This window comes from Rhizobium sp. MHM7A (assembly GCF_005862215.1).
Lineage (GTDB): Bacteria > Pseudomonadota > Alphaproteobacteria > Rhizobiales > Rhizobiaceae > Rhizobium > Rhizobium bangladeshense.
This window is the reverse complement of sequence record NZ_VCHT01000011.1, coordinates 66,349-78,504: the sequence shown is the minus strand read 5'-3', so window position 1 is coordinate 78,504 and position 12,156 is coordinate 66,349. Positions and strand designations below refer to the sequence as shown.

Genomic DNA, 12,156 nt, shown 5'->3' with positions numbered 1-12,156 from the left:
CGCCTGTTCGGTTGCTTGACAGCTCTCTGGATTGCCCGCATCGTCCTTCGATGCGGGATATGGATTCATGGCTGTCGGAGAAGAAAGAAATAGGCCGAAGAAACGCTGCCGAAGCGGTCTTCGAGGATATCCGCACGGCCATTGTCGATCGGAAACTGGCGCTCGGGATCCGTCTTCCCTCGGAGGTGCAGCTCGCCGAACGTTACGGCATCAGCCGGGCTATCATCCGTGAAGCGCTCCGCTCGCTGCAGACACTGGGGTTTACCCAGACCCTGACTGGCCGGGGCACCTTCGTCGTTTCGGAGAGCCCCGCGCGACAACTCGGCGGCGGCGCCTATTCCGCCCGCGATCTGATGGAGGCGCGACCCTGCGTGGAGATTCCGGCTGCCGGTTGGGCGGCGTTGCGGCGCTCGGACGAGCAGCTGAGCCGCCTGACATCCTTGTGCGAGCGGATGGATGAGGAAGAGGGTGTCCGGGAATGGGTGCGGATGGATGCCGCCTTTCACGGAGAAATCGCGGAGGCTTCCGGCAATGCGATCTTCCGCAAAGTCGTCGCCGATGTTCGCGGCGCGCTTTCGACGCAATCGGAACTGGTCGAGCATGTTCGCGGCCGGCGCAAAGCGTCGAACGCCGAGCATCGTCGAATCCTGGAGGCAATTGCCGCGGGCAGCGAGCAGGATGCGCGCGCAGCCATGGCGGAGCACCTACTGGAGGTCAAGCGGTCCATTATCGGGATTGCCGATGACAGTCGAGCTGCCGCGAAGGCATGATTTCAAATTTGCGCCCGGATATCCCGCGCGGCCGATCGAATGCAAGCGATGAACGATCTAGAAAACTGGCTGTCCAATCCCGCGACCATCAGTCGCAAAAGCGCCTCGGAACTTGTGTTCGAGGAGTTGCGTAGCCTCATCCTTTCCGGCCGATTTGCTGCCGGTTCGAAGCTGCCGTCGGAAGCTAAGCTGGCGGCAAAATATGGCGTCAGCCGACCAATCGTGCGGGAAGCGCTGCGTTCGCTGCAGATTTTGGGGCTGACCGAGACGAGAACGGGCAGCGGTACATATGTGCTTGCGGCTGCCGGCGACGGAGATATCAGTTACGGCGATTATTCGGCGCGTGATCTGATGGAGGCGCGGCCTCACGTCGAAGTATCGGCCGCCGGCTGGGCGGCGCTGCGTCGGAGCGATGACGAGCTGTCCCGGTTGTTCGGACTTTGCGACGAGATGGAGCAGGAGGAAAATACCGAGGCCTGGGTGCGGCTGGATTCGGATTTTCATGGGCTTATCGCAACGGTATCGAAGAACGCCGTCTTCCGCGATATCGTCGACGAGGTTCGGGAGGCGATGGCGCAGCAATCCGGGCTGCTGACGGTGTTGGGGCCGCGGCGTCAGGAGTCGAATGAAGAGCATCGCGCCATTGTCGAAGCCATCCGCGCCGGCTCGGATATCGAGGCCAGGGCTGCGATGGAAGTCCATCTCCAAAAGGTCGAGGCGGCGGTCAATCGCATCATCGGCGCCGCACCGCGTTAAGCAATTGCGAACGATTCCCGCAACACCGTTGCGTCCGGGCATAGGCAGCTGCTGATGGCCGAACCGGCTTCCATATATGCACACCATCGAACGAAAGGCCCTTGACCGTGGCGCGGCTTCTCCGTTATTCCCGAACCTGTCAGACCGCATTGCAGATTGGCACCTTGTGTGGCGGCCGGGGAGGCTGCCGAACCCAAGATAGGGAGGAGAAATGACAGTCATGGAATCCACCAGAACGAAGGCCGACGGCCAGGTTTTCGCCGAGGAGGACCTCGGTTACAAAAAGGCGCTGAAGCCGCGGCAGATCCAGATGATCGCCATCGGCGGCGCCATCGGCACCGGCCTGTTTCTGGGTGCGGGCGGGCGGCTTGCCGCTGCCGGTCCGGCGCTCGTGCTCGTCTATGCCCTATGCGGCTTTTTTGCATTCCTCGTTCTGAGAGCGCTCGGCGAACTGATCGTGCATCGCCCGACCTCGGGTTCGTTCGTCTCCTATGCCCGTGAATTCTACGGCGAAAAGCTCGCCTTCGCGGTCGGCTGGCTGTACTGGCTGACCTGGGCGATGACAGCCGTCGCCGATGTCACCGCAGTGGCTCTCTACATGAATTTCTTCAAGGCATATGTCCCATGGATCGCCATGATCGATCAGTGGGTGTTTGCGCTGACGGCGCTGGTCCTCGTTCTCGCCATGAACCTTGTGTCGGTAAAGGTCTTCGGCGAACTGGAATTCTGGTTCAGCCTCGTCAAGGTTCTCGCTCTGGTCGTCTTCCTGATCGTCGGGTTCTACTTCGTCGTCACCGGCACGCCGATCGACGGCCATGTTCCGGGGCTGGATACGATCACCGACTTCGGCGGCATGTTTCCGAGCGGGATCTTGCCGGCGCTGGTCGTGATACAAGGCGTCGTCTTCGCCTATGCCTCGATCGAGTTGATCGGCACTGCCGCAGGCGAAACCGAAAATGCGCGCAAGGTCATGCCCCGCGCGATCCGAACGGTCGTGCTGCGGTTGGTGGTCTTTTATGTCGGCTCGGTTCTGCTGCTGTCGCTGCTGCTGCCCTATACCGCCTATAAGGGCGGCGAGAGCCCGTTCGTCACCTTCTTCGGCAAGATCGGCGTCCAGGGCGCCGACGTCGTCATGAACCTCGTCGTGCTGACTGCGGTCCTGTCGTCGCTCAATGCGGGCCTATATTCGACCGGCCGCATCCTGCATTCCATGGCGATTTCGGGCTCGGCGCCGGCTGCGCTGGCGAAGATGAACAGATCCGGCGTGCCCTATGGCGGCATTGCGGTGACGGCTGTCGTCACCGCCTTCGGCGTCGTGCTGAACGCCGTCGTTCCGGCAGAAGCTTTCGAGATCGGCTTGAATGTCGCCGCACTCGGCATCATCGCTGCATGGGGCGTCATCGTCCTGTGCCAGCTCAAGCTGTGGCACCTGTCGCGTCAGGGCAAGCTTGCCCGGCCTGAATTCCGGATGTTCGGCGCGCCCTATACCGGCCTGCTGACGCTGGGCTTCCTGGCGGTCGTCGTGATCCTGATGGCGCTCGATTATCCCGTCGGAACCTACACGGTCGCCTCTCTGCTGCTGATCATTCCGGCGCTGGTGGTCGGCTGGCTCGTGATGCGCGAGCGCATCCACATGCTCGCCGCCGAACAGGGCGAGGATCGCGGCGGCTTCGATCTGGCCTGAGGGATAATCGAACCTGTCCCGGTGGCGCATCATGCCGCCGCCGGGGCACCGCATCAATGGAGAGAAAAATGACCCCCAGTGAGGATTTCGTCGTCACCGATCGTGGCGGGATCGTCGAGAACCGTCATCGCGTCCACGTTGCTGTCGTCGATGCTAAGGGCAGGCTGCTTTACACGCTGGGGGACCCGACACGCATGACGCTTGCCCGCTCCGCCGCCAAGCCGGCCCAGGCGCTCGCCATCCTGGAGACGAATGGGTTCGAGCGCTACGGCTTCGATGATGCGGATCTCGCGCTAATGTGCGCTTCCCACAGCAGCGAAGAGCGGCATATCGCACGGACGCGAGCCATGCTGTCGAAGATCAAGGCCGAGGAGGCCGATCTTCGCTGCGGCGGCCATTCTTCCCTGTCCGAAACGGTGAACCGCGCCTGGATCAAGCAGGACTATACGCCGACGGCGGTCTGCAGCAACTGCTCGGGAAAGCACGTCGGAATGATTGCCGGCGCCCGCGCCATCGGAGCGGGGGCGGAGGACTATCACCTGCCGGATCATCCGATGCAGGTGATCGTGAAGCGAACGGTTGCCGAGCTGTGCGATCTGGACCCGCAGGACGTCGAATGGGGGATCGACGGATGCAATCTGCCGACCCCCGCCTTTCCGTTGGATCGCCTGGCGCGCCTCTATGCCAAGCTTGCTTCGGCAGCAGATGGAGGCGAGTGGCGCGAGGGGTCGTCGAGGCGAGGCCCGGCACTGGCTCGCATTTTCCAGGCGATGACGCGCCACCCCGACATGGTCGCGGGCGAGGGGCGCTACTGCACGGTTTTGATGGGCGCATTCGGCGGTGCGATAATCGGCAAGCTCGGCGCCGATGCCAGCTATGCAATCGGTGTGCGCGCCTCGGATGATACCAGGCGATTGGGAGCGGATGGGGCGCTCGGCATCTCGGTCAAGATCGAGGATGGCAACGTCGAAATCCTCTACGCCGTCGTCACGGAAATCCTCGAACAGCTTGGCATCGGCTCGCCGGAACGCCGCAAGCAGCTTGCGGAGTTTCATCATCCCAAGCGCGTGAACACCATGGGTGTCACGACCGGCGGCGTGTCCTTTCCTTTCGAGCTACGCGGATACACGCCGGACGGAGAGAATTCCAGTCCTGCGGCTTTAACCCGATGACACAATCAGGACGCGGCAATTTCTGCCGCGTCTCAACCCATCATCTCTTTGGCCTGCCGCCGTCTTTCAGCCCCGCAGCGCCGTCTCTCGAAAGTCCAGCCATGACTATTTCCGATATTGCAAAAATCCGCGTGGAACATGACCTGATCGGCGATCGCGACGTGCCGGCTTCGGCCTATTACGGCGTGCATACGTTACGCGCGGTCGAGAATTTTCCCATTACCGGCCAGACCCTGCGTGAATCGGCGGATCTGATTGCGTCGCTCGCCGCAATCAAGCAGGCGGCGGCTCAGGCCAATGCAAGCCTTGGTCTTCTAGATCGGGCGCGCGCCGACGCCATCATCGCGGCCTGTATCGAGATCCGCGACGGTGCGCTGCACGACCAGTTCGTCGTCGATCTCATCCAGGGCGGCGCCGGCACCTCGACCAACATGAACGCCAACGAGGTGATTGCGAACCGGGCGCTCGAAATCATGGGATATGGGCGGGGCGATTACCAGCACCTGCATCCGAACGAGCATGTCAATCTCTCGCAATCCACCAACGACGTCTATCCGACGGCGCTGAAGCTCGCCGCATGGATCGGCGTTCACCGTCTCGTCGACGCCATGGCCGTCTTGCGCCGGTCGTTCGAGGCCAAGGCGATCGAGTTTGCCGACGTCCTCAAGATGGGCCGCACCCAACTGCAGGACGCCGTGCCGATGACGCTGGGGCAGGAATTCGGAACCTATGCGCTGATGCTCGCGGAGGACGAGGCGCGCCTTGCCGAAGCCGTCTCGCTGATCCGCGAGATCAATCTTGGGGCAACGGCCATCGGCACCGGCATCACCGCCCATCCTCACTATGCCGCGCTGGTGCGCGAGCGCTTGTCTGCTATCGTCGGCGTCGATCTGGTGACCTCACCGGATCTGGTGGAGGCGACACAGGACTGCGGATCCTTCGTGCAGCTTTCGGGCGTCCTCAAACGCGTGGCGGTCAAGCTGTCCAAAACCTGCAACGACCTGCGGCTTTTGTCTTCGGGACCGCGCGCCGGGCTGAACGAGATCAACCTGCCGGCGCGGCAGGCCGGCTCCTCGATCATGCCGGGCAAGGTCAACCCGGTCATCCCTGAGGTCGTCAACCAGGTCGCTTTCGAAGTGATCGGCAACGACGTGACGATCACCATGGCCGCGGAAGCCGGCCAGCTTCAACTGAACGCCTTCGAGCCGGTGATCTTCTACAGCCTCTACCGCAGTCTCAGCCACCTGACCAATGCCTGCCTGACGCTTGAGGCGAATTGCATTCAAGGCATTACCGCCAACCGTGACCGGCTGCGACAGACGGTCGAGCAGTCGATCGGCATCGTGACGGCGCTGAACCCCTATATCGGTTATCGCAATGCTACGGAGGTTGCGCTGGAAGCGCATCATTCGGGACGGGGGGTCTATGAAATCCTTCTCGAACGCGGCCTTATGCAGAAGGAGCATCTGGATGCGGTGCTGCGCCCGGAAACGCTGACCCGGCCAAGCGAGAAGCTTTCTTTCTCGTAAGGCATGCGGCTCATTTTGTCCGGGGGCTTCTTTGCGAGGGGTCTCCGGCCGTCCGCCGTCTGTCCTGGAAGGTGTCGACCGGCAGATGAAGCTCTGGTCGCTTCATGTGCCGGCCAACACTCATGTATGTGGGATCACGCCGCCTTTGCTTGCGGCTTGGCGGCCCTGACATGGGTTATGCTGCGGCGACCGTCGATGCTGAAGGGAACATCGCCGTCAACCGTGGCACGGCGCACGACGCGGTGCTGGTCGCCATAGTCGTTGACGGCACAGTGCTGGGTTGCGCGGTTGTCCCAGATCGCGACATCTCCGGCTCTCCAGCGCCAGCGCACGGTATTTTCCGGGGCGGTGACGTAGGACTGGAACACCTCGTACAGTTTCGCGGAGTCGCTCTTCGACAGTCCGACAAGGCGCTGAACGAAGTTGCCGAGCAGCAGCGATCTTTCGCCGGTCTCCGGATGAACACGCACGACCGGGTGCTCGGTCTCGTAGATCGTGGAGGTGAAAACCTCTTCGAAAAACTTCTTCTCTTCGGCGGTGGCGCGAGGGCGCACGGCGGCATAGTCATAGGCGTTGCTGTGAATGGCCCACAAATTGTCGGCCAGCAGTTTGAGCGGCGCCGGCAGGCTTTCATATGCGGCATGGGTATTGGACCAGATCGTGTCACCGCCGGCCGCCGGAATGACGACGCCGCGAAGGACGGAGAATTTGGGATAGGCATCAACGAAGGTGACGTCTGTGTGCCACTGGTCCGCCCGGCCGCCGCCGCGGCTGGAATCGAGGTTGAGGATGGAAGCCGTGCCGGCGACCGGTCCCTGGGTCGGATGAGGCACGAGATCGCCGAGCCGGCGCGCGAAGGCTTCCTGTTCGGAATCGTCCAGATGTCCCTGATCGCGGAAGAAGATGACCTTGTGTTTCAGGAGAAGCTGGTTGATGGCTGCCACCGTTGCATCCGAAAGATCTCCGCCAAGGCGGATACCTCTAATTTCGGCTCCGACACGGCCGGTCAGCGGGACGACATCGGATTCGGGAATGATCTGATTGACGAGAACCGGATTGCTCATGGAAATCTCCTGTTGATATTGGAAGAAGTCGGCAGGTCGCCAGCGCCCGGAGAAAGGTTCATCGGACGTTCGAAATCTCATCGCTGAAAGTCGACGGGGCTATGGAACCGTATAATCTATAAAATCTGTAGACAATAATTTCTAATTTTGCCTGTTTTCCTGAAACAGCTGTCTTCGATTTCCTCGCCGGGAGGGAGGCTGGCGGCCATTGTCATTTCTTCGTATGTTCCGCCCGGCAGAGTGGGATCGCCGAGAAAAATATGCTTTGAGGCCGTAGATCGGCGCTCGGAAAGGAACTTTCGATGGCAACAGTCAAGCTTCTGTCGGACCAAGAGGCGGCAGCCATTCCAGCCGTGCAAGCCGTGTTCGATGACATCAGAGCGACACGCAAGACCGATTTCATCAACAATTTCTGGCGTGCTCTTGCAAACGATCCGGCAAATCTCAAGCGGGTATGGGAGACGCTCAAATCGGTCATGACGGTCGAAGGCGCGATCGATCCGTTGACGCGGGAGATGATCTACATCGCCGTGTCGACGGCCAATGCCTGCCAGTACTGCATTCAATCCCACACCGCAGCCGCCCGCACGCGCGGCATGACCGATGCCCAGCATGGCGAACTGCTAACGATCATCGGGCTTGCCGCGCAGACAAATTATCTCGCTCTCGCTATGCAGGTTCCCACAGATCCGGAATTCGAGGTGCGATAGGTAACGACGTCTCGGATCAAGCACATGCAACCAGTCCCGTCCGCAATCTCCCGCATCATCAGATGCGGGGAGTGTCACATTCCAACTTAGCTTAGCTTTGCGACTATCCCTTAGAGCGACTTCAGCACGATGCGATTACTCCCTTAAAACGCTCACATGTGCCTTCGATAGAATTACAAGATTGTCCGGTCTGACGTTGAGATAGTTGCGCCGCGTGCCGCAGACGGCTCCTCCGTCAGCAAAAATCTCTAAGATGCCCTTGTCGTGGATGACTCTCAGATCAGTCGCATCGGCAATGGCCGCGGAGTAGCGGATCGATCCGTCGTCTTGTGGCAGATGCACGGAGATACTTTGATCTTCCACCAGGATGGAAAATGACAATCGTCCGGCTTCGGTCGCGGTGATCCTTGTACCGTCTAGCATCCCGTTCAGTCGGATGTCGATGGACGCTTCTTCCAGAACATATCTGCCGGGCTCTGCGGAAGACAGAGGCCCATGAGGGAGAGCCTCCTCCACTTCGTCGGCGGGTCTCATACATATCCTGTTGCGCGCATCCAGCGATAGCTCGCGGGGTAACGACAACTCGCCGGAATACGGCGATCCGGCAGGCTTGCGGAACTCCCAATTGAAGAGCCACGCAAACGCGATCTGCCTGCCACCCGCCGCGAAGCTCTGCATCGCATAAAAGTCGCTGCCGAAATCGAGGAGTTGCAGCGCATCGGAGTCCGGAATGAAGCGGTCATCGGCGAAACTCCCGACGAGCCCATAGAGCAGGTTGTGTCGCCCGCTGTCAGGATCACAGTGTCCGACAAGTCCCATGATCAGCACCCATTTGCCGTCGATGGAAAAAAAGTCAGGGCATTCAACTGCCCTGGCGCCCTGCTCGCGGAAATAGGGCGGCGCACGGTACAGCGGTCCCAGGTATTTCCACTCAAGCAGATCCTCCGAACCATAAAGCAAGACTGCCGGGTCGCCATGAATAGAAGCTCCGAGCACCATGCGATAAGCGCCGGAGGCTTCATCCCACCACACCTTTGGATCGCGGAAATCGTGCTCAATTCCTTCGGGTCGTTGCTCGAGCACGGTCGAGATGCTTTCCGCCTTGATCATCCGCCGGTCCGGCCGGGCGATCTTCTGTATTTCTCGATAGCCTTTGAAAAGGTCATAGGCGGGCAGGCGTTCCGTATAGAAGAACATCAGGCTGCCATCCCTGTCCTGAAATGCATTGCCGGAGAATGCGCCTCCGGTTGCACCGAGACGCCAGAGGTTCTGCTCCGGATGGAGGAAAACCGGCATGTGTGTCCAAGTGAACAGGTCAGGGCTGGTAGCATGTCCCCAGTGCATTGGCCCCCAGTCGCCGCCGCATGGATGGAATTGATAAAACAGGTGCCAGCAGTCGCCGATCCTGCAGAGACCCACGGGATCGTTCATCCAGTTGCGACAAGGAGAAAAATGAATTCGAGGCCGCTGAGGATCGCTTCGCAGCCATGTGCCAATTTCGCTTCCTGCGCGAATTAGAATTTCATCCGTGTTGAATTCCCATAGCTTTATGCCGGCCTCCGCAACGGTTGCCGGATCGTAGGAGTAGGCCCAAAGGAATGCTTCCGGCCGGTCCCATTCAACGACAACGCTGCCTGCCTCGCGGTGGTGATAGGAATAGTATGATGGATGAGCTTCGAAAGCGGGCACATGCCAGAGGGTCTCACCATATTGTGAAATGGTGACGGCCCCAGGGCCAGTTGCCCAGAATTCGAAACGCTCGCCCGAAGCAAATGAGACAGTCGCTTTAGCCATTTGGAGACGCAATCCGAGTGAAGAACGGCCGGTCCGAAGACTGGCTCAAATTATGCAGGGGAGGAGGACTTTCGGTCCCATGACGGCGGAAGAGGCCTTGCGGCTGCGGGTTCTATTGCCCAGGAACCGGATTGCCCCTGAATGCATTTACCGTTCTGTCCATCACCACTTGTTCGACATTTCCGGAGTCTAGGACTGTATTCCGTACGGAGTCCTTGTGCACCAGCACTGTCGTTACGTCGAGCGCTGTCGAATTCCCGACCGAAAGCAATGCGGTTACTTGTGTTGAAAAACAGGCGCTGTTTGGCGCATCGTTCCTGTCATTTTGAGGTATTTCGGTGGTTGCCACAATGTGATTGTTGGCTATGTAGTTTCCACTGCCGGAAACTACATTAATTATTACGGGTTTTGCTGCGGGAGGCCTGATATATTGAGCGTCTATGGTTTCTGAAATATGGTTCGCGATCAGCGAATTGTTGCTGCCGTCAATCTGCAAAAGCCCAAACAGATCATCCAAGCCGTTGTCGTACTTCTGCATCGGCGCCCATGGCTCGCGATCTCGCAGAAAGTGATTTGAGGAGACCAAATTCTCGCAGCAGTTAGCAGCAAAAACCAACATTCCTGGATAAAAGGAATGGAATCTATTTCCTGTTACCGAGGAGCGCACCACGCCGGAGAAATGGACACTGCTCGCTCCTCGAGGAAATACGTTATTTGAGGATACCAGAATGCCCGCGTAATTCTCGGCGTAAATTGAGTGTCCCCTATATCCGGCGCCGACGAAATTATTTGCTATTCTTGAGGCCTGCCCCATACCTTTCAGTTCGATACAGTTGCCGCACTCTGCGATGAAATTGTTGTCTATCGCGAGCGCATCCGCATCATGAACAGTAACTCCATGCTCCAGATAGATAAGGCCCATCCCGGTTATTCGGAATGAGTCATTGGCGCTGCCGACGTAGATCCCCGTTTTGCCATTCCTGTATGTGTTTTCTGCGTCGTTTTGCCCCGAACCATCATCGATGAAGTGCAAGCCATCGATGCAAAAGTCAGCAAACTCCACAGAGCTTATACGAGGATTTCCGCCGCGCTTGACATAAAACGCGGCACCAGCAGCCTCACCGTCTGCGGCCTCTGGAGAAATGTCCACAAGTATACGACTTCCGCCCGGCCACACCTCGTGCCAGTGGGCTAGCTCGCTTGCGGGTGTGTTGAAACGGATGCTCGACGACGTAAAACCATGCCCAGAGCCAACGATTTTCAGATAGCTCACGTCTATCACGACTTGAGTGACAAGACGATAATCGCCTGGCGGTATATAGATAACTGATCCAGGTTTTCCGCCGTCATTTGCATCGACAACCGCTTGCCTTTTTTTAATATCCGCAATGATGTTATTGATGACGGCGCCAATATCCTCGCGAGGATTGCCTGCTGGATACTTCGTGACGTCGTAACAATTTTCGCTAATCATTGTAATGCCTCCTCGGACGGCGAGAGTAATCTTGTTTTCTTTTGGCTATGCCATCACCAGATGCTGGTGCGGGTGTCCGGGTCAAAGAAGTGAAGTTCTTCGGCATCGACAGCTATGCGCGCGATGTCACCTGCTCGCACCGTGCTCTTTGGGGAAAAACGGGCTACAGCAGCTTTTTCGTCGCCGATGTCGGCGATGGCGTCCGGGTCGCCAGCATCGACCCAAGGTGCATCGATATTCAGATGCACCATGGATTCAGAACCTAGCGCCTCAACAAGAGTGACCGGGGCCGAGATCTCGGCGGGAGAAGGCCGGATTGCAGCGTCGTTCATGTGCTCGGGCCGGATACCGAGGAGAATTTGACGGTTAGACGCACCGTTCAGCGAGGGACGGCATTCGAAAACCCGGTCAGGAATTTCGAAACTGTTGCTGCCCAGGGTCACCGTCCTTCCATTCAGAACGGCCTCGTACAAGTTCATCGAGGGCGATCCGATAAAAGCCGCAACAAAGACGTTGTCAGGGCGGCTGTACAGGTTTTGCGGTGTGTCGACTTGCTGCAGCACACCGCCCTTCATGACAGCGACACGGTCACCCATCGTCATTGCCTCGACCTGATCGTGAGTGACGTAGATGGTGGTGACGTTTAGTTTTCTCTGGAGGCTGGCAATCTCGGCGCGCATCTGCACACGCAGTTTTGCATCGAGATTGGACAGCGGTTCATCCATCAGGAAGGCGGACGGCTGGCGGACGATCGCCCGACCCATGGCGACGCGCTGCCGCTGGCCGCCGGAGAGCAGCGCCGGTTTGCGGTCGAGCAGAGCCGTCAGTTCGAGGATGCGCGCGGCCTCATCCACGCGCCTGGCGATGACGGATTTTGGCAACCCCGCCATTAGCAGTGGAAAGGCGATGTTTTCGCGCACGGTCTTGTGCGGGTACAGCGCGTAAGATTGAAAGACCATGGCGATGTCGCGATCCTTGGGATCGACATCGTTGACGACCCTGTCCCCGATCCTGAGTTCGCCGCTCGAAACGCTCTCAAGGCCGGCGATCATCCGAAGCGCCGTCGATTTCCCACATCCCGAGGGACCGACAAACACCATGAACTCACCATCCCTGATGTTGAAATTCAGGTCGTGTAGCGCATGAAAGCTGTTGCCGTAGATCTTGTTGACGTTGCGTAGTTCTATACCGGCCATGTCTCCG

At 59.0% G+C, this 12,156-nt stretch carries 10 protein-coding genes; 6 read left to right on the top strand and 4 right to left on the bottom strand.

Features of this window, described 5'->3' with window-relative positions:
• Nucleotides 1-50: 50 nt before the first annotated feature.
• The 5 genes from FFR93_RS28545 (at nucleotide 51) to aspA (ending at nucleotide 5,911) form a co-directional block, all read left to right on the top strand.
• Nucleotides 51-770, top strand: coding sequence for a FadR/GntR family transcriptional regulator (locus tag FFR93_RS28545; protein ID WP_138395619.1), 720 nt, complete (start codon nucleotides 51-53; stop codon nucleotides 768-770).
• A 48-nt stretch (nucleotides 771-818) separates the two neighbouring features.
• Nucleotides 819-1,526, top strand: coding sequence for a FadR/GntR family transcriptional regulator (locus FFR93_RS28540; protein ID WP_064707459.1), 708 nt, complete (start codon nucleotides 819-821; stop codon nucleotides 1,524-1,526).
• Between the two features lie 211 nt (nucleotides 1,527-1,737).
• Nucleotides 1,738-3,210: an amino acid permease gene (locus tag FFR93_RS28535; RefSeq protein ID WP_138395618.1), complete on the top strand. Its 1,473-nt coding sequence runs from the start codon at nucleotides 1,738-1,740 to the stop codon at nucleotides 3,208-3,210.
• A gap of 68 nt (nucleotides 3,211-3,278) precedes the next feature.
• Nucleotides 3,279-4,382, top strand: a complete 1,104-nt coding sequence (locus FFR93_RS28530; RefSeq protein ID WP_138395617.1) for an asparaginase — start codon at nucleotides 3,279-3,281, stop codon at nucleotides 4,380-4,382.
• 101 nt (nucleotides 4,383-4,483) lie between these two features.
• Complete coding sequence (gene aspA / locus FFR93_RS28525; RefSeq protein WP_138395616.1) at nucleotides 4,484-5,911, top strand: aspartate ammonia-lyase; 1,428 nt, start codon at nucleotides 4,484-4,486, stop codon at nucleotides 5,909-5,911.
• Between the two features lie 134 nt (nucleotides 5,912-6,045).
• On the opposite strand, the gene FFR93_RS28520 is transcribed toward aspA, so the two are convergent.
• Nucleotides 6,046-6,975 carry a TauD/TfdA family dioxygenase gene (locus FFR93_RS28520; protein WP_138395615.1) on the bottom strand — a complete coding sequence of 310 codons (930 nt, stop codon included), beginning with the start codon at nucleotides 6,973-6,975 and terminating at the stop codon, nucleotides 6,046-6,048.
• Between the two features lie 302 nt (nucleotides 6,976-7,277).
• On the opposite strand from FFR93_RS28520, the gene FFR93_RS28515 reads away from it, so the two are divergent.
• Nucleotides 7,278-7,685, top strand: coding sequence for a carboxymuconolactone decarboxylase family protein (locus FFR93_RS28515; RefSeq protein WP_064713440.1), 408 nt, complete (start codon nucleotides 7,278-7,280; stop codon nucleotides 7,683-7,685).
• Nucleotides 7,686-7,820: 135 nt separating this feature from the next.
• Here the strand turns inward: FFR93_RS28515 and FFR93_RS28510 are convergent, their stop codons facing one another.
• From FFR93_RS28510 to ugpC, 3 genes are all read right to left on the bottom strand, one after another.
• Nucleotides 7,821-9,479 (bottom strand): glycoside hydrolase family 32 protein, encoded by a 1,659-nt coding sequence (locus FFR93_RS28510; RefSeq protein ID WP_138395614.1) that lies wholly within the window; start codon nucleotides 9,477-9,479, stop codon nucleotides 7,821-7,823.
• Nucleotides 9,480-9,591: 112 nt separating this feature from the next.
• Nucleotides 9,592-10,953, bottom strand: coding sequence for a NosD domain-containing protein (locus tag FFR93_RS28505; protein ID WP_138395613.1), 1,362 nt, complete (start codon nucleotides 10,951-10,953; stop codon nucleotides 9,592-9,594).
• Between the two features lie 53 nt (nucleotides 10,954-11,006).
• Complete coding sequence (gene ugpC / locus FFR93_RS28500) at nucleotides 11,007-12,149, bottom strand: sn-glycerol-3-phosphate ABC transporter ATP-binding protein UgpC (RefSeq protein ID WP_138395612.1); 1,143 nt, start codon at nucleotides 12,147-12,149, stop codon at nucleotides 11,007-11,009.
• Between the last annotated feature and the right edge of the window lie 7 nt (nucleotides 12,150-12,156).

Excerpts from the sequence above, each read along its gene's own strand:
- FFR93_RS28545 (WP_138395619.1), top strand. The coding sequence starts at position 51 with ATGCGGGATATGGATTCATGGCTGTCGGAGAAGAAAGAAATAGGCCGA.
- FFR93_RS28540 (WP_064707459.1), top strand. The coding sequence starts at position 819 with ATGAACGATCTAGAAAACTGGCTGTCCAATCCCGCGACCATCAGTCGC.
- FFR93_RS28535 (WP_138395618.1), top strand. The coding sequence starts at position 1,738 with ATGACAGTCATGGAATCCACCAGAACGAAGGCCGACGGCCAGGTTTTC.
- FFR93_RS28530 (WP_138395617.1), top strand. The coding sequence starts at position 3,279 with ATGACCCCCAGTGAGGATTTCGTCGTCACCGATCGTGGCGGGATCGTC.
- aspA (WP_138395616.1), top strand. The coding sequence starts at position 4,484 with ATGACTATTTCCGATATTGCAAAAATCCGCGTGGAACATGACCTGATC.
- FFR93_RS28520 (WP_138395615.1), bottom strand. The coding sequence starts at position 6,975 with ATGAGCAATCCGGTTCTCGTCAATCAGATCATTCCCGAATCCGATGTC.
- FFR93_RS28515 (WP_064713440.1), top strand. The coding sequence starts at position 7,278 with ATGGCAACAGTCAAGCTTCTGTCGGACCAAGAGGCGGCAGCCATTCCA.
- FFR93_RS28510 (WP_138395614.1), bottom strand. The coding sequence starts at position 9,479 with ATGGCTAAAGCGACTGTCTCATTTGCTTCGGGCGAGCGTTTCGAATTC.
- FFR93_RS28505 (WP_138395613.1), bottom strand. The coding sequence starts at position 10,953 with ATGATTAGCGAAAATTGTTACGACGTCACGAAGTATCCAGCAGGCAAT.
- ugpC (WP_138395612.1), bottom strand. The coding sequence starts at position 12,149 with ATGGCCGGTATAGAACTACGCAACGTCAACAAGATCTACGGCAACAGC.